The sequence below is a fragment of the Duganella aquatilis genome, from assembly GCF_009674565.1.
Lineage (GTDB): Bacteria > Pseudomonadota > Gammaproteobacteria > Burkholderiales > Burkholderiaceae_D > Rugamonas > Rugamonas aquatilis.
In genome coordinates this window covers 684,754-703,636 of the sequence record NZ_WKJL01000001.1, presented here as the reverse complement: position 1 = coordinate 703,636, position 18,883 = coordinate 684,754, and the positions used below count along the sequence as shown (strand labels likewise).

The window sequence follows — 18,883 nt, the reverse complement described above, 5'->3', positions numbered from 1 at the left end:
GATTTTCGCGAAAAATCACAGGTTTCAGGGCTTTCTCGGCTGCAACACGCCTATAATTGTCTAGACATTGCACAGCAATTGTGAGGGCGTCAAGTTGGCTGGATTGAAAAATGGCGGAAGGTGGCATGGGCGACGAAGCGCCGTGGCGTTAGCCGTGGCCCTGGCGCTGGCGCCTGCGTGCGCGCTGGCCCAGGCCACGCTGGATGAACGCATCCTCGACGTCCGCGAACAAAGCCGCTTCGTGCCCGACAAGGCGCTGGCGCAGCTGCAAAAGCTGCAACCGGAACTGGTCGCCGCCTCCTCCTACACCCGCGCCGAATTCCTCAACCAGATGAGCACCGTGCGCATGCGCCTGGGGCAGAACGACCTGGCGATGGAAGCGGCCGACCAGGTCATCGCCTTCGGCACCTCGCTGCGCGACAACGTCATCATCGCCAAGGGCATGCTGGCCAAGACCTATGTGCTGTTTGCCCAGGCCGAAGTCGACGCCGCGCACCGCATGGCCTTCGCCGCCGAAAAACTGGCGCTGACCACCACCGACATCCCGCTGCAGGTGCAGGCCACCATCACCGCCGGCCAGTCCTACGCCGAGCAGGGCAACTTCCCGGCCGCCCTGCTCAAGCTGCAGCGCGCGGTGGACATTGCGCGCCCGCCCGCCGGCGACGCCATCAGCCTGGTCGCCGCGCTAAACGCGCTGACCAAGCTGCACACGCAGATGAAGGGCTACGAAAACGCCGCCGAAACGCTGGCCGAGCTGCTGACGGAAACCGAAAAACTGAATTCTCCCGGCCGCATGGCGATGGCCAAGAACACCGAGTACGGCCTGGCCATCGACTCCGGCCAGCCCAAGCGCGCTCTGCGCGTGCTGCAGGAAAGCCTGGACCTGGAACGCAAGCTGGGCGCGGAGCGCATGGTCGGCATCACGCTGGTCAACCTGTCGGACATCCAGCTCAAGCAGCAGGACTACGCGCGCGCCGTGCAGTACGCGCAGGAAGCGCTGCAATCGTCGGACAAGACCAGGGACAAATCCACCGAAGCGACGGCGCGCCTCAACCTGGGCCAGGCCTACATCGGCATGGGACGCCTGGCCGAAGGCAAGAAGCAGTATGAACTGGGCCTGGCCCGCTACGAACGCGAGAACAACAAGCCCGATCTGCAAGCGGCGCTGCGCGAATACGGCGAGGCGCTGGAACGCGCGGGCGACCTGGCCGGCGCGGTGCAGGCCTATCACCGCGAGCGCAATATCTCCAACGAGCTGTTTGAACGGCGCCGCCAGCAGGCCATGCTTGAACTGCAGGAAAAGTACGAGACCGAGAAGAAGCAGCGCCAGATCGAGCTGTTGAGCCGCGAGAACCAGGTCAAGGGCACCGAGATCGACAACCGCCGCCTGCAGCAGCGCGTGTGGTGGCTGCTGGCGCTGGTGCTGGCGCTGACGGCGGCGGTGGTCGGCCTGTTGTACCGCAAGGTGCGCCACACCAACGCGCAGCTGGAGGTGAAGAACCTGGAGCTGAAGGCGCAATCGACGCTGGACCCATTGACCTCGCTGTACAACCGCCGCCACTTCCAGGACTTCATGCGCGGCCTGACCGTGCAGGAGCGCGCGGACGACGTGGTCGGCGCGCTGTTCCTGCTCGACGTCGACCACTTCAAGCATATCAACGATACCTACGGCCACGCGGCCGGCGACGCGGTGCTGAAGATGATCGCCGAGAACCTGCGCATCGCGCTGCGCGAGACCGACATGATCGTGCGCTGGGGCGGCGAGGAATTCCTCGCCTTCCTGCCGGCGATACCGCGCCAGGGCGTCGATGAAATCGCGCGGCGGATTTTGCTGGGCATCTCGTCGCAATCGCTGAAGTACCAGGAGCACGAGATTTCGGTGAATGTGTCGGTGGGCTTTTCGCCCTACCCGCTGGTGCCGGGCGGCGAGCCGCTGGCGTGGGAACGCGCGGTCAACCTGGTCGACATGGCGCTGTACCTGGCCAAGGCGCATGGCCGCAACCGGGCCTACGGCGTGCGCGGCTTCGACAATTTCCACCTGACGTCGATGGAAGCCATCGAGCAGGATCTGGAACGCGCGTGGCGCTCAGGTTTCGTCGACCTGAGCGTGGTGCTGGGCGGCGATCCGGACCAGCAGCCGCCGCCGACCGAGCAGACCAACGTGGTCTCGATCAAGCACGCGGCCGGCAAGCACTGATTACTTCTTGGCCTCGCGCTCGTCGGCGGCGCTTTGCATCTTCTCGCCGGCGCGTTCCAGTTTGCGGCCGGCTTCCTTGGTGGCCTCGTTCAGCTTCTCGCTGGCCTTGTCGGCCGCCTGGTCGAGCTTCTGGCTGGTTTCCTTGGCGGTATCGGTGAGCTGCTGGTTGGCTTGCTGGGCGGCGTTGTCCAGCTTCTGGCTGGCCTGCTGCGTGGCCTCGTCGATCTTGCGGCCGGCGCGTTCCGCCGGACCGGCTTCGCTCGGATCGTCCTTCTTCTGGCAGCCGCCCAGCAGCGCCAGCGTGGCCAGGGCCACAGCGACATAGCGGATCATCATAATCATCTCCTGAAAGAATGTATTCTTTCCAACAGCATACAACGCCCCGCGCCGCCGCAGCGCACGACAGGCAACGTGACAAACCGCGCATTTTTGCCATCAGAACAACTGCTAGACTATTGAGAATGAACCTTCGACCTCTGGCATTTCTCCTTCTCATGGCGGCCGCCCTCTCGCATGCCGAGGCGTGGTCCGGCGACAACGTCATGGCCCACCTGAACCAGGCCTCCGCCACCATTGACTGCCAGTCCCTGGACGCACCACTGAATACGCTGGCGTACGCCGACCAGCAGGTGCGTCGTGAATGGGAACAGCAGTTGCACAATCCCGCAGCGACCGCGCAGGAAAAGACCGACCTGCAAAACCGCTGGACCATCGTCGACGCCGACAACCTGAAAGCGCTGAAGGACATCATTCGCACCTGCGGCTGGCCAACGAGCAAAGCGGCCAGCCACAGCGCCTGGCTGCTGTCCCAGCACGCCGACCGCGACATCGCCTTTCAGAAGCAGGCGCGCGATCTGCTCGAAGCATCCGTCAAAGCCGGCACCGGCGCCGCGCGCGACCTGGCCTACCTGGCAGACCGCATCGCCGTCGCCGAGGACCGCCCGCAGGAATACGGCACGCAATTCACGCTAAGCGACGAATGCCACATGCAAATGTCGCCGATCGACAGCCTGGAAAAGGCGAACGCACGCCGGCACGCCATCGGCCTGCCCAGCGTGGAAGAATATGAAGCCGAAGGCCGTCGCCACTTTATCGCGGCCAGCTGCCCGGCGCAGGTGAACTGAGCGTCAGCTTTCGACGATTTTCTTGGGAGGTGGCGGCGGCGTGAAGACCACGTTTTCGGATTCCGGCGCGCCATCCAGCGCCTCGGACTTTTCCAGCCAGTTGCGCAGCTTTTCCATGCGGCGGATCAGGATGCCCTTGCTGCTGATATAACCGACCTGCTCGAAATTCTCCGGCTTGCTGACCATCTTGGACACGGTCGGCAGATTCTCGGCCAGCCGCTCAAACGCCTTGCGCGCTTTCTGCTCCCACTTGAACAGGTTCGGCTCGTTGAAACGGTTGCTTTCGTAATAAATAGTCAAGGTCCGGTCATGGTTGCCATAACCGACGATCGCCGCGCCCATGCGCACCGTCTCCAGCACATCGCCCTTGATTGCCGCCGTCGGCACGAATAATGCTGCGCGCCCGGTCGCATCCGGTCGCTCCAGCGGCAAATCCTGTCCCATCAATACGGTCATCACGCTTCCTGTCGTTATCGCCACGGAGTTGCCGCTAGGCTATTTTTTTCATTCTATATCGCTCCTTTGCCCATTACAAGGAGAATGCGCACCAGCGTGGCTCGCATGGCAACTGCCTTATAATGCGGGCTGATCCCGATAAGCGCCCCACCATGACGTCCTCCCCCTCCCGTTTCGGCAGCATTCCCGAGCACGCCGTCGACACCGCCGAACGCAATCTGCGCGACACGCTGACCATCGCCATCGAACACCGCGCGCCGCACGCCGCGCTGATCGTCCACGACACCCGCACCGACCTCAATCGCGCGCTGACCGAAGCCTACCGCCGCGTGGTGCCGGACGCCCAGTTCATCGACTTCGACAGCACCGCGCCGGACGCCATCCTGGCCACCTTCGCGCGCCTGAACGCCGGCGACCTGGTGGTGCTGATCCAGTCCGGCAGCTTCCGCATGGACGCCTACCGCATCCGCATCGAACTGTTCAAGCGCGGCCTGAAAGTGATCGAACACGTGCACCTGTCGCGCATGCCGGATCAGCAGGGGCTGCACTACATCGACTCGCTGGCCTACGATCCGGCCTACTACCGTGGCGTCGGCCATGCGCTGAAAGCCCGCATCGACCAGGCGCAACATGGCGTGGTCGACACCGGCAATGGCGAACGGCTGGTGTTCGCTTCGCCGTTCGAATCGGCCAAGCTGAACATCGGCGACTACAGCGGCATGACCAATATCGGCGGCCAGTTCCCGCTGGGCGAAGTGTTCACCGAAGCGCAGGACCTGGAAGCGGTGAGCGGCCGCGCACGCATCTTCGTGTTCGGCGACACCAAATTCCTGGTCAACAAGCCGGCGGCGCCGATCACCATCATCGTCGACAAAGGCCGCGTGGTGGGCGCCGAAAACAGCACGCCGGCGTTTGACGAAATGCTGTCCATCATCCGCGAGCACGAAGGCGAAGTATGGCTGCGCGAACTGGGCTTCGGCATGAACCGCGCCTTCTCGCGCGACTGCTTCGTCGACGACATCGGCACCTACGAGCGCATGTGCGGCATCCACCTGTCCCTGGGCGCCAAGCACGGCGTCTACACCAAGCCGCAGCTGAAACGCAAGGACGCCCGCTACCACATCGACGTCTTCGCCGTCACCGAAGGCGTCTACCTCGACGACCAACTGATCTACCGCGACGGTGCCTGGCGGATGACCTGATATTTTGCGGAAGGTTGTGCTACTGTTCCGATGGTTTACTTTCCCAGACCAGATAAGGAACCCATGTCCAGCGCACCATTTTCCAGGCTGCTCCGCAGCGCCGCATTTGCCACCGCCCTTCTCGGCGTCCTGCCCGCCGTCCACGCCGCCGACGCGGCGCCAACGGCCGACGCCAAGTCCGGCAAGCCGGACCTCGACCTGCCGCCGCTGTCCGAAGACAAGACCATCCACCAGACCATCCGCCTGAACGGCAAGCCGTTCAACTACGATGCGACCGTGGGGTCGATCAAGGTGCGCGACGCCAAGGGCAAGGTGATCGGCGAAGTGGTGTACACCGCCTACGTGGTGCCGGGCAGCAGTCCGAAGCGCCCGGTCACCTTCGCCTTCAACGGCGGCCCCGGCGCCTCGTCCGTCTACCTGAACATGGGCGCGATCGGCCCGCGCCGCGTGCAGTTCGGCGCCGCCGGCGATGCGCCGTCGGACTCCTCCGAGCTGCAGGACAATCCGCACACCTGGCTGGACATGACCGACCTGGTCTTCATCGACCCGATCGGCACCGGCTTCAGCCGCGCGCTGGAAGAGCCGGCCAAGGCCAAGGCCGATTTCTTCGCCACCGAGCCGGACATCAAATACCTGTCGCGCATCGTGTACGACTGGCTGGTCAAGAACGGCCGCCTGCGCTCGCCGAAATTCCTGATGGGCGAATCCTACGGCGGCTACCGCGCCCCGCGCCTGGCGCACGAACTGCAGACCCAGCTCGGCGTCGGCATCAAAGGCCTGATCATGGTCTCGCCTTACCTCGACCCGGCCGCCATCGGCGACGACACTGCGCTATCGCCGCTGCCGTGGATGATCAACCTGCCGTCGATGGCCGCCTCGCACCTCGAAGCGCAGCAAAAGCTGACGCCGGAAGCGATGCACGGCATCGAAGCCTACACCCGCGGCCAGTTCGCCACCGACCTGCTGGCGGGCCGTTCCGACCCGAACGCCGTCACGCGCCTGGTGAGCAAGGTCTCCGAACTGACCGGCATCGACGCCGCCATCGTCAGCCGACTCGACGGCCGCCTCGACAGCAACACCTTCCTGCGCGAACTGCATCGCGGCGACAAGAAGATCGGCTCGGTCTACGACGCCAACGTCACCGCCTACGATCCCTTCCCCGCCTCGGCCGAACGCCGCTCGGGCGACCCGATCCTGAACGCGCTGATCGCCCCGTCGACCAGCGCCATGGTGGACTTTGTCACGCGTGAAGTGGGCTGGAAATCGGACGCCTTGTACAAGGCCCTGTCGTACGAAGTGAACAGCGCATGGGACCGCGGCGCCAGTCAGGACAAGCCCGTCAGCGACCTGCGCCAGGCCATGGCCAACGACCCGAAAATGGGCGTGCTGATCGTCCACGGCTACAACGACCTGTCCTGCCCCTACTTCACATCGGCGCTGATCCTCGACCAGATGCCGGCGCCGATGGCGGCGCCGGCGCATCTGGCAGTCTACCCGGGCGGCCACATGTTCTACAGCCGCGACGGCTCGGCCCAGGCCTTCAAGCGCGACGCGCAAGCCTTGTTCACGAAATGAACGCTGCTGACGACAAAAGCGGACCTGTCGCCAAGTAGCATGGAAGAATAGTCGCCATCGGCTTGTTATTCGTACCTAATTGGGTGCGCTAGCCGATGGCCCACGCCACGCCAAGTGTCAACGTGTTGATTTGCAGCGAAATCTGACCCACTTTGCCGCATAATTTGCAAACGAATCTGACCCACGTTTAAGACACAATCCTGCTCATGACATTGAGCGGGGAATTGGAGTGATCGACGTGGCATTACTAGGCATTATTCGACGCTGGCACATTCGCGAGCAGATCCCATTGAGAGAGATAGCCAGGCGGCTTGGCATCTCCAGAAACACCGTCCGACGCTACCTGCGCTCGGAAACCATAGAGCCAGCCTACGCTGAGCGGCGCTCCCCCCGCGCCATCGACAAATACACGTTCCAGCTTTCAGGTATCCTCAAGACCGAGGCGGCCAAGTCGCGCAAGCAGCGGCGCACTCTGAAACAGATCCACGAGGACCTAAAAGAATTGGGGTTCGAGGGGTCTTACGACAGGGTCGCGGCGTTCGCGAGGACCTGGAGGGAGGGTCAATCTGAGAGGGGCAATCCGGCCAGCAAACGAACACACAATCGTGAAAAGCACGATGCCATCTGATATTGGAAAGCGATCAAACTGAAGTTTGTGTGAGGCGAACATCGCGGCCGCAGCGAGAGCGACAAGCGCGGTAAGGTCAATTAGACGGGCGATTGCTCTTTGCCACACCGAGGCGGCCACCACCGAGGAGGATAATTGGGAGGTGTTCATGTGTAGTAGTCTCGATCTGATTTGCCAGTGGCCCTGGTTTGCTTGCACTCGGTCCGTTCTTGGCCGACATGAGCCACACTGCCCTTAAGCAGAATCAGCCGTCCGGATGTCTGATGCGACGCTTTCCGCTAAAGCGAACGCTTGACTCATGACCAGCAGACCTGCCCGATAAAAAGCTGCCTGAGACGAGTCGATATCATGCACAACGACTTCCTTAATCCACACGCTGCCTGAGTCCGGAAAACTCGGAAAATAACGAGCAAGCCCATCGCTCAGGCCCTTAATAATCGACTCAGCGTACTCTTCCGGAGGCTGAATAGCGAAGTGTATCCCCGACTCTTGATTGTAATGGAACTGTACGCGCAAACCTGCCGATTGAAATCTTGCACCTAAGTGGGCGCTGAAAAACGCATAGTGCTCAACTTCCCCTGGATGATTCAACGGCATTACAAAGCCTCTTTTCCATCAAATTTTGGCGCCATCTTGAACGTCAGCTTCTGGCCGAACGCGGCCGAACCTAGTGAGGATAGCATTTTGCCTTCGTGCAAAGCTCACGTTCTGTCACCATGAGGCAGAAGCCGACCCGAAGCAGACGTTCAAACTCCGCTGAACCACTGCCTGCAAAACTACACAGCCTGACCATGTACGTTGCTCGATCAGCGATTTATGTGCATAAAGGAAAATCGATCTTTGCTTTCGCTTTCAATTTGAACCCAATAGCCGATCGATTAATGCCGCGACCTGTGGCGCGTGGGTATAACCTAGATCATGATCGGCGCCTTCAATAACATGAAGCTTAGAGTGTGGCAGACACGCGGCCAGTTTCTCACCTACCTTGACTGGGCTGATAGGATCGGCATCACCCCAAAGTAGCAAGGTCGGTATACTGATTCGATGAAGGCGATCTGTCAGGTCTTCGTGATAATCGAGAAACCAGCCAGGTAGTGCCGGATAGTCGTTTCGGACAAAAGGTCGCCAATCTTCTGCGCCGAGTCCGGTGACGTCAATGCCGCCAGACGTCCCTGCAAGGATGAGGTGGGTCACCAGATCGGGCCGGGCCAGCGCCACGCGCAGGGCAATTGTTCCACCCATAGATTGCGCGATAAGTGCGGAGGGGACATCAAGTTCAGCAATTACCTTGTCGACCAGATCGTCGATACCGTTCACGTCTGGATCGTGGGGCGTGGGACCGAATCCCGGCCATCCGAAATGAATCTTTTCGGCAGGATGGCGAATGAGCGCGGCGGCCGGTATCCAGAAATCCATACGGCCTAGTGCGCCAGGAAGAAAAACGAGTTTCGTAGGCATTGATGTCAGTGCGTTAAATAAAAGGCAGTTGCGCACGTGCGCAAGGTCCGCTCCTGGCCGTAATATGACAGAGTGCTATGCCGAACGGCAAGAAATTACACGAAGATTGGCTCCAACTCTTGCGCCATAAAACACGAGCATCGCAAAAGCCGCCAACAATGGTAGTGCCATTAACGCGAATCCATAAGTCACAACGATGACTGGCAACCACAATGTCAGTAAGCCGAAAAATGCCCCCATCCCCACGGCCTTATGTTCAGCGCGTTGAACAAAGACGCCTTGGCATACTCCCACGGCCAATGCAGAAAGCACGATAGAAAATAACCTGACAGCCCCTGAGAAATTCTCTAACGCGACGTAATTGCAATAGGCCACACAAAGGCTGATGGCAGCGCTAGATACTCCAATGAGTCCGGTCTTAAATTTTCTCATCGATACCTCTTCAAAGGATCTAGCTGCGTCAGCTCTTGGCCGTCTGACGCCGATGGGTCCAGCATAGCATTATTGCCTAGATGAAAAATGCACAAATTCTAACGCGTGAGAAATCCCCTATTGATGAAGTCGGCGCATACCCGACCACATTGACGATGATGCGCTTGTAACGCGTCAGTCGCGGCGTACCATGGTCTGTCACTGCCAGAATTATGTGCAGACTGCCGGCGCCCGGTGGGAGCACGCGGGTGGTCGGCACCTTGAGCCAGGCCTACTGCTGGTCCACATCGTTGATAGCAGGCACTCTTTAAAATGCGCGTCCTGCAGACAACGGTTTAAGGAAAACTTCGCCAGTTGAGGATATCTTTGCGGCCAGTTTTTTTGAGAATGACAAGTATCGGACTTTTACAAAGCAGCAATACACCAGAAACAAGACTTCCTTAAATTTTCAATAATGCAAACTCCCTTGATCTCCGCCAGCGTCACCGGACTGGCCTTGCTGTGCGCCGGTGCGGCCGCTCAGGCACAAACGCAAACGCCGCCAGCCACACCCGTAAAACCTGCCGTGTCGGCGGAAATCAGCAAAAAGCCCGAGGAAAAGCCCGCCGACGACAGCGCCATGCAGCGCGTCGACGTGGTGGCACAAAGGCCGAATGAACAGATCGACCGCTCCGTCTACGATCTCAAACAGGAAGTAATCACACCGGCCGCCTCCGCCGCCGACGTGATCGCCAACGTCCCCAACGTCACGGTCGACCAGGATGGCAAGGTTGCCATTCGCGGCAACCAGAATACCCAGATTTTCGTCGACGGCAAACGCTCCGCGATGTTCTCCGGCGCAAACGCCGGCGATGCGCTGAACAGCTATCCGGCGGAAGCGCTGGAAAGCGTCGAGGTGATCACGGTGCCAGGCGCCGAATTCGGCTCCGAGGGTGGCGGCGGTCCTATCCTCAACCTGATCACGCGCCGCGTGCGTCCCAAGGGTGGCCAGGGCGCGGTCAGCGCCGGCATCGGGCAGAGTGGCCGGCATAACGCTTCCATCGTCGGCAGCTACAACGAGGGGCGCTATCAGATCGAAGGCCAGGCGGGCATCAACAGCAATATCAACTCACGGACTGGCTGGTCCAATTCGCTGGTCAACAGCGGCCCCACTACCTCGTCCACTTTGCGCGACGGATCGAGCCGTTCGGACTCGAATACCTTCATGCTGAATCCGACCTTTACCTACAATGTGGGGGAAACGGACCGCGCGCGGCTGGCGCTCAACTACAACCGCACCAACAGCGATAACGAATCGCTGTATGACTACCTGACCTATCAAGGGGCGCCGACGCCGTATCAGCAATACCAGCAGCGCAGCAATGGCAACAGCCACATGACGGTGTATCAGCTGGCGTTCACCTACGAACAAAAGTTCAACCGCACCGATAAGCTGAGCTATGACTTCCGCACTTCCGGCAATAACCGCGAAGGCGAAAACCGTAATCTGAACAGCTACACCATCCTGCCGCCGACCGGGCCGCGTGCGCAATTCCTGAACGGGAATAACAACACCAGCCGCCTAAGCGAATTGAGCATGGACTATACCAAGGCACTGACGCCCATGGTGCTGCTGACGGCAGGCGTCAAGGCCGGCATCAACACCGGGCAGACCGATGCCGATTACTTCAATATCGATCCGCTTACCGGTGAAGAAATCATCGACGTCGATCGCGCCAGCGCGTTCAAGACCACCGAGCATTCTTACGCGGTGTATGTCACCACCAACGCCAAGCTAACCAACCACTGGACCATCAAGCCCGGCTTGCGCTACGAAAAAATCGACCGCGACATCGAGTACATCAACCAGAACAACTCCGGCGGCGACAGCAGCAAGCGGCTGATGCCGAGCATGTTTGTCCAATACGCCTGGGGGGAGCTGGGCAACTCTACCTTGACCGGCGCCTATACCCGCCGCATCACGCGACCTTCGCTGGCGGACATCAACCCGAATGTCCAGTATGTGAACGACACCAGCTACACGCTGGGCGATCCGCGCATCGCGCCCATGCATGGCGATAAATACGAACTCAAATATGACGACAAGTCGGGCTGGCTGAATTACACCATCACGCCTTACCGCGAAAAGGATTCACCGCTGATCGGCCGCGCCCTGACGCCAGTGCCTGGTACGGCCATCGTGATCAGCGAGGCAATGAACTATGGCGCCAAGACCACCAACGGCGTCAGCATCAACTTCCAGGGCCGTCCCGACCGGTCACTGAATTTTGGCGCGACCATCAATCTCCAGCACCTCACGCAGTCCGTGCTGGCCAACCAGTACAACACCGATGGCACCCGCTACACCAAGGAATTCGAACTGGTTTCCAATCCCAAGATCGTGCAGTTGCGCGCGCAATACACCACGGGCGACCACACCTTCCAGCTGAACGGCAATTACAACGGCAAGCGCCTGAATGGCTTGAGCCAGAGCGACACCACCTGGCAGGTCAATCCTGGCTGGAGCTGGCGTCTGGCGCCGGGCATCACGCTGCGCTCCAGCATCCGCGATCTGTTCAATAGCAACGTGAACCACACGATTCAGTACTCGGACACGGTGCAGTCGGAGAGCTATAGCAGGCAGGCGGGCCGGGTTTACACCGTCGCGCTGAGCTTCAGCCTGGGCGGCGTGACCGGCGATTCGCGTCTGCGTAACGGCAATATGTTCCGTGGACAGCCGGGCGAAGGCGGTACGCGCGGCCCAGGCCAGGGTGGCAATGGTGGCGGCGGCGGTTCTCGTGGCTTCCCCGGCTAAGCCGAGCCCGCTCTCACGCAGCCGGGCGCCGCGACGTCGCCCACAGACAGAGCAAAGACCCTGCTGTCACCATGACCACGCCGTAAAACAGACTGCTGTCCGGCTGAATGCCCAGTCATACGCTGGTCAGCGTTGCCGACAGCACCGGCGTGAAATACAAAGTGGTTGCCAGCACTGTCAGGTTACAGAGCGCTCCGACATTTGTTCAATCAAGAAAATTGCATCAAGAAGCAGCATTCTGTATCACTCGTCTAATCATTGATTGCCGACAGTCCGGTGCTGGCCGGCTGCAGTCAGGCGACTTCAGGTCGAAACGCCCAATAAGCAGCCTCAACCCGAAGGGTATCTCCAGATTGCAGCTCTATTTCAAATTGGCCTGGTTTGATTTCCGTTGAACTGTTCACTGATGAGGATGGCCCCGAACTTTCGCGTCGTGGAAGTTCGATGTTCGTAAATCCTTCAAATACCAGGATATGAGGCGGCAAGCCAACTGGGAGTAAACGAATATCGCAACGCGCAGCCTCCCAGCTGACGTAGATGGCTGACAGCGTAGCAGTGTCCGCTCTTGCCTAAGCCCGAACATCATTGTGATAGACCACTTGTGGCCGATTACCGCCATGCTAATTAGGCTGTTTAACGGGGTGACGCGAGCAATTCCCTTCGCGACTGATCTTAGTTTTGAATAACTGAAATCGTACGCAAGCTCAAACAACTGGTCAGGCCTTCACCTCGCCGCCTGAATGCATTACTACTGCACATAGAAGTACCTCTCCGCCATGGCGGACTGCGCTTCCGCGAAATTTGCGACCAGCTCAAACTCATGAGTCACGCCGGGGTCCGGTCTGATCCGACCACTGATCAGGTAACGAGCATGCCAAGTCAGACGGCGCCACAACGTGACTATTTTTTCCATGGCTTCTGACCTTCAATACTTTCTATTGTTTGACCAATGCCGCTACCGCATCCCTCGCCTGCCGGAGACTGCAAGCATGAATCTCGCAATAGCAGCGTATGGCCCAGCTTCGCTCACCGCTTTTCAGCAAACGCTCCACATCAGCCATGACGGCTTGCCCCGGCATCGGATAGCGGCCCGCCCGACGCAATGCGACCAGCCGCAACTTACCCACGAGGTACGCCCCGAAGACGAGAAGCACGATGATAAAGTTAAGCCACTGCCAGAAATGCATGGTATCCGCCAAGTGTGGAAATGTTGGCGATCAGGATAACACCTTGCTCAATCGCAAAAATACGCAAATTCTCACGTGCTTAGAGCAATATGCCGGAGGTTTGTAGTTCGCGGTCCCATGGCGGAACCGGGTGATATTCGGCGACCAGGAAATCGATCAGGGCGCGCACTTTGGGAGATGGCTGGCGGCTGGCGGGATAGAGGGCGCTAAGGTGGTTGAGCGGCAGTTCCCAGTCGCTCAGCACCGGCACCAGCGTGCCTTCCATCAGGCTGCGCCAGGCCAGGAAGGTGGTGTTGTAGACGATGCCCAGGCCCTGCTGCGCGGCCTGTTGCAGCACCAGGCCGTTGTTGGCCGTGAAGGCGGCGGGGACGCGCACCGTCTGCTGCTCGTCGCCGCGCGTGAAGTGCCATTGCGTGCCGTCGGTCAGGTGGCTGAAGTGCAGGCAGCGGTGCTGTTGCAGATCCTGCGGCGTGGCCGGCATGCCGTGCCGCGCCAGATACGACGGCGAGGCGCACAGCACGCCGCGACACGGCGCCAGCGGCCGCATCGCCAGCGCATGCACGTCCGGTATGCCGCCCACCCGTATCGTCAAATCGAAGCCGTGCTCGATCGGATCGAGCAGCGCGTCGTCCACGAACAGCATCGGCTCCAGCAAGGGATGCAGCAGCGCGAAGCGCGCCAGCGCGGCGGCCAGCCACGCGCTGCCGAAGCTCGACGGCGCCTGTATCCGCAACGGCCCGGCCAGATCGTCGCCGCTCTGCGCCACCACCCGCGCCGCTTCCTGCGCCTGCGCCACCGTCGCCATGCACGGCGTCAGGTAGGCCTGGCCGACGTCGGTCAGGCTGACCTCGCGCGTGGAGCGGTGCAGCAGCCGCGCGCCGAGCTTTTCTTCCAGCTGCAGGATGTGCTTGCTGACCATGGCGCGCGTCAGGCCCAGCCGGCGGCCGGCCTCGCTGAAGCTGCGCAGCCTTGCCACCTCGACAAATATTTCCATCGCCCGTAATTGGTCCATGGCTTGATTGTCTCCACTTTGGCGACAATGTGTCAACCTTTTGCGGATTGTGATGGACGCGCCATGTCCGTAAAATGCGATGAATCAAATATCCCGCCATGGAGCCAGACATGCTGACAGAATCCCAAAAACAACAATATCAACGCGATGGCTTCATCGTCATCCCCGGCTTCAAAAGCCCGGAAGCAATTGCCGCCCTGCGCGCCCGCGCTGCGGAGATTGTCAACGATTTCGATCCGGCGGCCCAATCCGGCATCTTCAGCACCATCGAGCAGGAAAAAACCACCGACGACTACTTCCTCGGCTCGGACAACACCGTGCGCTGCTTCTTTGAAGAGGAAGCCTTCGGCGCCGACGGCCAGCTGAAGCAGGCCAAGTCGCTGTCGATCAACAAGATCGGCCACGCCATGCACGACCTCGACCCGGCCTTCCGCGCCTTCACCGCCGACGCCCGCCTGGAAGAACTGGCGCGCGAACTGGGCCTGTCCGATCCCAAGGTCTGGCAATCGATGTACATCTTCAAGCAGCCGGGCATCGGCGGCGAAGTGCGCTGGCACCAGGACGCCACCTACTTCGACACCGATCCGGTCAGCGTCACCACCTTCTGGTTCGCGCTGGAAGACGCCACGCTGGACAACGGCTGCATGTGGGCCGAACCGGGCGGCCATCGCGGCCCGATGCGCGAACGCTTCCTGCGCAACGGCGACGACGTGCGCATGGAAAAACTCAGCGACATGGCCTGGCCCGACAACAGCACCGCCGTGCCGCTGGAATGCAAGGCCGGCAGCCTGGTGTGCTTCCACGGCCTGCTGCCGCACTACAGCGCGCCGAACCGCTCGGCGGTCTCGCGCCACGCCTACACGCTGCACGTGACCGACGGCGCCACCAGCTACTCGCCGCAGAACTGGATCCAGCGCGACGACAAGCTGCCGGCGCGAGGCTTCCTGTAATGCGGATTGAGATCTTCGCCGCCCAGTGGGGCAACAACGAGCTGCCAGCGCCGGTGTTCATCGAGCGCGTCAAGGCCGCCGGTTTCGACGGCATCGAGATGTCGCTGCCGCTGGACGCCGCCGAACGCGACGACTGGACCCGCCAGATCGCCGACGCCGGCCTGGGCCTGATCGTCGCCCAGTGGGAGACGGTGTTCCATCCAACGTTTGAACCGCACAAGGCCGCGCTGGCCGAACTGCTGCACAACGCCTGCGCCGCCAGGCCGCTGCACGTCAACTCGCACACCGGCAAGGACTACTTCACGCCGGCGCAGAACCGCGAACTGCTGGACCTCGCCGCCGACATCTCGCGCCAGCACGGCGTGGCGATCGTGCACGAGATCCACCGCAGCCGCTTCAGCGGCCACCCGATGCTGTTGCTGCCGTATCTGCACCAGCTGCCGGACCTGCAACTGACCGCCGACCTGTCGCACTGGTGCTGCGCCTGCGAGTCGCTGCTGGAAGACCAGCCGGAGACGCTGGCGCAAACCCTGCCGCACGTGCGCCACATCCACGCCCGCGTCGGCCACGCGCAAGGTCCGCAGGTGGCCGACTTCCGCGCGCCGGAATCGCAGGCCGCGCTGGAAGCGCACCTGTCGTGGTGGGATGAGGTAATCCGCCTGCGGCGGGCGGCCGGCGCCGAGCGCATGACGCTGACGCCGGAATTCGGCCCGGTGCCGTACACGCAAACGCTGCCCTACACGCAGAAGGAAGTCTCGAACGCGTGGGAGCTGAACGTGGCGATGCTGCAGCTGCTGCGTCAGCGCTACGCCTGAACCGTTTCCTCTTCCGGCGCCGGCGACAGCGGCAGCACCAGCAGCACGCTGGTGCCCGCCGCCGCCACCGACTCCACGCGGATGGTTCCCCTCAACACGCCGGTCACAATGTTATAAACGATATTCATCCCCAGTCCTGAACCGCCCTGTCCCATCTTGGTGGTGAAGAAGGGATCGAATATTTTATGCAGCACGACGTCGGTCATGCCGATGCAGTTGTCCTTCAATTGCAGCACCACCAGGTCGCGCCCCTCGCGCCGCGCGCTGATCGCCAGCACGCCGCTCTCGCGGCCGTCGAAGCCGTGCAGCAGCGCGTTGCCGATCAGGTTGTTGAGCACCTGGCTCAAGCTGCCCGGATACGAATCGAACACCAGGTCCGCCGGCACATCCACCGTCACCGAGCAGGACGCCCGCCGCAGCTGGGCCGCATAGGTGGACAGCGTATCGTGCAGCACCTCGTCCAGCCGGAAGCGGCGGCGCTGGCCGCTGGCCTGGTCCACCGCCACCTGCTTGAACGACGTGATCAGATCCGCCGCCCGCGTCAGCGAATGGGCCATGATGTCGCAGGCCTTGCGCGCATCGCACAGGTGCGCCTCCAGCGCCGAGCGCTTCAAGCCGCCGCCTTCCTTCATCTGCCGTTCGAAGTCGCGCACCATGTCCGCCAGCGCGGTGGCGGTCAGCAGGCTGTTGCCGATCGGCGTATTCAGCTCGTGCGCCACGCCGGCCACCAGCGCGCCGAGCGACGCCATCTTTTCCGAGGTTTGCAGATTGGTCTGCGCCTGCCGCAACGTCGCCACCACGCGCGACAGATCGTTGCGGGCCTGCTCGACGTTGCTCTTCTGCCGTTCCAGTTCCTTCATGCTGACTTCCAGTCCCTGCCGCGTATCCGACTCGCGCCGGTTCACCACCAGCAGCGCCGCGATCAGCGCGCTGATGATGATGCCCGCCAGGCCAATCAGCACCACCGGCAGCTGCGAGCGGCCGTAGCGTGTGCCGGAACGGCCTTCAAACTTGAGGATCCAGTTGCGCTGCCCCACCGGCAGCACGGTCTGCGCCGTCAGCCCCGGCACGTTGTCGGCGCGCTGCTGGTGCGTCTCCACCTTGACGTCGCTGTCGTACAGCAGCGTATCGACGCCGGGCGGCGGCGTGCTCCCCTGCTGGAAGCCGCCATCCTCGATGCGCACGTGCAGATGCGCCAGCAGCGCCGGATCGACCACCTCGCGCATCAGCGCATTCACGCGGAACACAATCGCCACAAAGCCGGCCAGCGCCTCGCGCCGCTGCGCCGTGGTCTCCAGCGGCATGTCGTTGTGGTACACCGGCGCGCGCGCCACGAAGCCCGGTTCGCCGGTGGCGTCCTGCACCAGCGTGATGCGCTCGGTGGCGACAACCTCGCCGCTGTCGCGCCCCATGTCCAGCGCCTTCAGGTGCGGCGGCAGCGCCGCCAGGTCGAGGCCGAAGGCGTTCTCGTTGCCCTTCAGCGGTTCGGTGTATTCGATGATGTAGTGCAGCGGACGGCGCGCGGCCGGGTGCACATGAAAGGCCGGATAGCCGTCGCGCTTGACGCCCTCCACAAACGCCGCCAGCTCGGCCTCCGGCACCGGCCGCACGAATTGCAATGCCTGGTAGCCCGGATAGCGCTTGTCGATTTTCAGTTCGTTGACGAAGCGGTGGAATTGCAGCCGGTCGATGCGGTCGTTGACGGCGTACACGCCCTTCATGGCGTGCAGCGTGTCGAAGTAGATTTGCAGGCGGGTTTGCGTGTCGCGCGCCACCTTCTCGGTGTCGCGCTGGAAGCCGGCTTGCACTTGCAGCTTCTGCTGCTCTTCCATCACAAAATAGCAGGTCCAGGCTGTCAGGCATATCCCGACAAAGAAAGCCAGGTAGCCGCGCCCGCGCATGGTCAGCTGACCGGATCGCCGTAGCGGTTGGCGATGGCCATGAACTCCTCCTCCACCGTCAGCATCGCGTCGACCACGTCCGGGTCGAAGTGCTCGCCGCTGCCCTGCCGTATCATCTCCATCGCGGTTTCGTGGGTGAAGGCCGGCTTGTAGACGCGCTTGGAAATCAGCGCGTCATACACGTCAGCCACCGCCATCAGCCGCGCCGACATCGGAATCGCGTCGCCCGCCAGCCCCTGCGGATAGCCGGAGCCGTCGTACTTCTCCTGGTGCGAGTAGGCGATTTCGCGCGCATAGCGCAGGAAGGTGTTGGTGTAGCCCAGCGCGTTCTCGACGTTGCGGATGGCGTCGCGGCCGTACACCGTGTGCTGCTTCATGATCTCGAATTCTGCGTCGGTCAGGCGGTCCGGCTTGAGGAGGATCGCATCCGGAATCGACACCTTGCCGATGTCGTGCAGCGGCGCCGCCTTGAACAGCGCCTTGATATTCGCCTCGCTCAGTTCCTCCTCGAAGCGCTTGTGCGTCTGCAGCTGGCGCGCCAGCGCCGCCACATAGTGCTGCACGCGGCGCAGGTGGTTGGCGGTTTCGTATTCGCGCGTTTCGGCCAGCGACGCCAGCGCCCAGATCATGGCGTCCAGCATCTGGCTCAGTTCCGCCGTGACTTCCTCCACCACGTGTTCCAGCAGGTTGCGCTGCTGCTTGAGCAGTTCGCGCGAATGGCGCAGCTGCAGGTGGGTGTCCACGCGGGCGCGCAGCACGGCGCCGTTGACCGGCTTGGCCACCACGTCGGCGGCGCAGTGTTCGAAGGCGCGCGGCTCGTCGGAATCGCGCTGCAGCAGGATGACCGGGATTTCGGCGGTGTCGGGGCTGGACTTGAGCTGCTGGCACACGCTGTAGCCGTCGATGTTGGCCAGGTCGGCGTCCACCACCACCAGGTGCGGGCGCGGCACGTGCTGCATGATGTCCAGCGCGGCGCGGCCGCTGTTGGCCAGCCGGACTTCGTACTGATCTTCCAGCATGCCGTTCATGTGGATCAGGTTGTCCGTAGCTTCATCGACGATCAGTACGATGGCCTTTTTGACATTCATCTGCCGCTGCTCCCTGAAAATTCTTTCCATCATCATAACCGAGCGGATTTGCCTGCAAAAACTA

Annotated in this window: 17 protein-coding genes and 1 pseudogene; 8 read left to right on the top strand and 10 right to left on the bottom strand. The window is 61.7% G+C overall.

Features of this window, described 5'->3' with window-relative positions:
• Positions 1-142 precede the first annotated feature (142 nt).
• The gene (locus GJ698_RS03275; RefSeq protein ID WP_371865112.1) at positions 143-2,197 is read left to right on the top strand and encodes a tetratricopeptide repeat-containing diguanylate cyclase; all 2,055 of its coding nucleotides are present in this window, start codon (positions 143-145) and stop codon (positions 2,195-2,197) included.
• Here GJ698_RS03275 and GJ698_RS03270 read toward each other — a convergent pair whose 3' ends face one another.
• A complete protein-coding gene (locus tag GJ698_RS03270; RefSeq protein WP_229259806.1) occupies positions 2,198-2,533 on the bottom strand; it encodes an apolipophorin in 336 nt (111 codons plus the stop codon).
• 158 nt (positions 2,534-2,691) lie between these two features.
• Here GJ698_RS03270 and GJ698_RS03265 point away from each other — a divergent pair, with 158 nt between their 5' ends.
• Positions 2,692-3,321: a DUF6624 domain-containing protein gene (locus GJ698_RS03265; protein WP_154356128.1), complete on the top strand. Its 630-nt coding sequence runs from the start codon at positions 2,692-2,694 to the stop codon at positions 3,319-3,321.
• 3 nt (positions 3,322-3,324) lie between these two features.
• Here the strand turns inward: GJ698_RS03265 and GJ698_RS03260 are convergent, their stop codons facing one another.
• Positions 3,325-3,777 (bottom strand): hypothetical protein, encoded by a 453-nt coding sequence (locus GJ698_RS03260; protein ID WP_154356127.1) that lies wholly within the window; start codon positions 3,775-3,777, stop codon positions 3,325-3,327.
• Between the two features lie 152 nt (positions 3,778-3,929).
• Between GJ698_RS03260 and GJ698_RS03255 the strand changes: the two genes are divergently transcribed.
• The 3 genes and pseudogenes from GJ698_RS03255 to GJ698_RS03245 all read left to right on the top strand — a co-directional run.
• Positions 3,930-4,979, top strand: a complete 1,050-nt coding sequence (locus tag GJ698_RS03255) for a M29 family metallopeptidase (RefSeq protein WP_154356126.1) — start codon at positions 3,930-3,932, stop codon at positions 4,977-4,979.
• A gap of 63 nt (positions 4,980-5,042) precedes the next feature.
• Complete coding sequence (locus tag GJ698_RS03250) at positions 5,043-6,554, top strand: S10 family peptidase (RefSeq protein WP_154356125.1); 1,512 nt, start codon at positions 5,043-5,045, stop codon at positions 6,552-6,554.
• A 238-nt stretch (positions 6,555-6,792) separates the two neighbouring features.
• A pseudogene (locus GJ698_RS03245) lies at positions 6,793-7,128 on the top strand (helix-turn-helix domain-containing protein); the annotation flags it as partial.
• A gap of 288 nt (positions 7,129-7,416) precedes the next feature.
• Here the strand turns inward: GJ698_RS03245 and GJ698_RS03240 are convergent.
• From GJ698_RS03240 to GJ698_RS31335, 4 genes are all read right to left on the bottom strand, one after another.
• Positions 7,417-7,779: a hypothetical protein gene (locus GJ698_RS03240; protein WP_154356124.1), complete on the bottom strand. Its 363-nt coding sequence runs from the start codon at positions 7,777-7,779 to the stop codon at positions 7,417-7,419.
• 255 nt (positions 7,780-8,034) lie between these two features.
• Entirely contained in the window at positions 8,035-8,640 is a 606-nt protein-coding gene (locus tag GJ698_RS03235; protein ID WP_154356123.1) for an alpha/beta fold hydrolase, read from the bottom strand.
• Between the two features lie 75 nt (positions 8,641-8,715).
• Entirely contained in the window at positions 8,716-9,072 is a 357-nt protein-coding gene (locus GJ698_RS03230; protein WP_154356122.1) for a hypothetical protein, read from the bottom strand.
• A gap of 76 nt (positions 9,073-9,148) precedes the next feature.
• Positions 9,149-9,331: a hypothetical protein gene (locus GJ698_RS31335; RefSeq protein WP_371865111.1), complete on the bottom strand. Its 183-nt coding sequence runs from the start codon at positions 9,329-9,331 to the stop codon at positions 9,149-9,151.
• 195 nt (positions 9,332-9,526) lie between these two features.
• Here GJ698_RS31335 and GJ698_RS03225 point away from each other — a divergent pair, with 195 nt between their 5' ends.
• The gene (locus GJ698_RS03225) at positions 9,527-11,866 is read left to right on the top strand and encodes a TonB-dependent receptor (RefSeq protein WP_154356121.1); all 2,340 of its coding nucleotides are present in this window, start codon (positions 9,527-9,529) and stop codon (positions 11,864-11,866) included.
• A 935-nt stretch (positions 11,867-12,801) separates the two neighbouring features.
• Here GJ698_RS03225 and GJ698_RS03220 read toward each other — a convergent pair.
• Together GJ698_RS03220 and GJ698_RS03215 are read right to left on the bottom strand one after the other, a co-directional pair.
• Positions 12,802-13,053: a hypothetical protein gene (locus GJ698_RS03220; RefSeq protein ID WP_154356120.1), complete on the bottom strand. Its 252-nt coding sequence runs from the start codon at positions 13,051-13,053 to the stop codon at positions 12,802-12,804.
• Between the two features lie 79 nt (positions 13,054-13,132).
• Positions 13,133-14,065, bottom strand: a complete 933-nt coding sequence (locus tag GJ698_RS03215; RefSeq protein ID WP_229259805.1) for a LysR family transcriptional regulator — start codon at positions 14,063-14,065, stop codon at positions 13,133-13,135.
• Between the two features lie 110 nt (positions 14,066-14,175).
• Here GJ698_RS03215 and GJ698_RS03210 point away from each other — a divergent pair, with 110 nt between their 5' ends.
• Both GJ698_RS03210 and GJ698_RS03205 read left to right on the top strand, forming a co-directional pair.
• Positions 14,176-15,015, top strand: a complete 840-nt coding sequence (locus tag GJ698_RS03210; RefSeq protein ID WP_154356119.1) for a phytanoyl-CoA dioxygenase family protein — start codon at positions 14,176-14,178, stop codon at positions 15,013-15,015.
• Positions 15,015-15,830, top strand: a complete 816-nt coding sequence (locus tag GJ698_RS03205; RefSeq protein WP_154356118.1) for a sugar phosphate isomerase/epimerase family protein — start codon at positions 15,015-15,017, stop codon at positions 15,828-15,830. Before GJ698_RS03210 ends, GJ698_RS03205 begins: the two co-directional genes overlap by 1 nt.
• On the opposite strand, the gene GJ698_RS03200 is transcribed toward GJ698_RS03205, so the two are convergent.
• Positions 15,821-17,731, bottom strand: a complete 1,911-nt coding sequence (locus tag GJ698_RS03200; RefSeq protein ID WP_154356117.1) for a CHASE domain-containing protein — start codon at positions 17,729-17,731, stop codon at positions 15,821-15,823. The genes GJ698_RS03205 and GJ698_RS03200 overlap by 10 nt on opposite strands.
• A gap of 2 nt (positions 17,732-17,733) precedes the next feature.
• On the bottom strand, positions 17,734-18,819 hold the full coding sequence (locus GJ698_RS03195) for an HD-GYP domain-containing protein (protein ID WP_154356116.1): 1,086 nt from the start codon (positions 18,817-18,819) through the stop codon (positions 17,734-17,736).
• Positions 18,820-18,883 lie beyond the last annotated feature (64 nt).

Bases quoted from the DNA above. Each gene is read 5' to 3' on its own strand.
- GJ698_RS03270 (WP_229259806.1), bottom strand. From the start codon at position 2,533: ATGATGATCCGCTATGTCGCTGTGGCCCTGGCCACGCTGGCGCTGCTG.
- GJ698_RS03265 (WP_154356128.1), top strand. From the start codon at position 2,692: ATGGCGGCCGCCCTCTCGCATGCCGAGGCGTGGTCCGGCGACAACGTC.
- GJ698_RS03260 (WP_154356127.1), bottom strand. From the start codon at position 3,777: ATGACCGTATTGATGGGACAGGATTTGCCGCTGGAGCGACCGGATGCG.
- GJ698_RS03255 (WP_154356126.1), top strand. From the start codon at position 3,930: ATGACGTCCTCCCCCTCCCGTTTCGGCAGCATTCCCGAGCACGCCGTC.
- GJ698_RS03250 (WP_154356125.1), top strand. From the start codon at position 5,043: ATGTCCAGCGCACCATTTTCCAGGCTGCTCCGCAGCGCCGCATTTGCC.
- GJ698_RS03240 (WP_154356124.1), bottom strand. From the start codon at position 7,779: ATGCCGTTGAATCATCCAGGGGAAGTTGAGCACTATGCGTTTTTCAGC.
- GJ698_RS03235 (WP_154356123.1), bottom strand. From the start codon at position 8,640: ATGCCTACGAAACTCGTTTTTCTTCCTGGCGCACTAGGCCGTATGGAT.
- GJ698_RS03230 (WP_154356122.1), bottom strand. From the start codon at position 9,072: ATGAGAAAATTTAAGACCGGACTCATTGGAGTATCTAGCGCTGCCATC.
- GJ698_RS03225 (WP_154356121.1), top strand. From the start codon at position 9,527: ATGCAAACTCCCTTGATCTCCGCCAGCGTCACCGGACTGGCCTTGCTG.
- GJ698_RS03220 (WP_154356120.1), bottom strand. From the start codon at position 13,053: ATGCATTTCTGGCAGTGGCTTAACTTTATCATCGTGCTTCTCGTCTTC.
- GJ698_RS03215 (WP_229259805.1), bottom strand. From the start codon at position 14,065: ATGGACCAATTACGGGCGATGGAAATATTTGTCGAGGTGGCAAGGCTG.
- GJ698_RS03210 (WP_154356119.1), top strand. From the start codon at position 14,176: ATGCTGACAGAATCCCAAAAACAACAATATCAACGCGATGGCTTCATC.
- GJ698_RS03205 (WP_154356118.1), top strand. From the start codon at position 15,015: ATGCGGATTGAGATCTTCGCCGCCCAGTGGGGCAACAACGAGCTGCCA.
- GJ698_RS03200 (WP_154356117.1), bottom strand. From the start codon at position 17,731: ATGCGCGGGCGCGGCTACCTGGCTTTCTTTGTCGGGATATGCCTGACA.
- GJ698_RS03195 (WP_154356116.1), bottom strand. From the start codon at position 18,819: ATGAATGTCAAAAAGGCCATCGTACTGATCGTCGATGAAGCTACGGAC.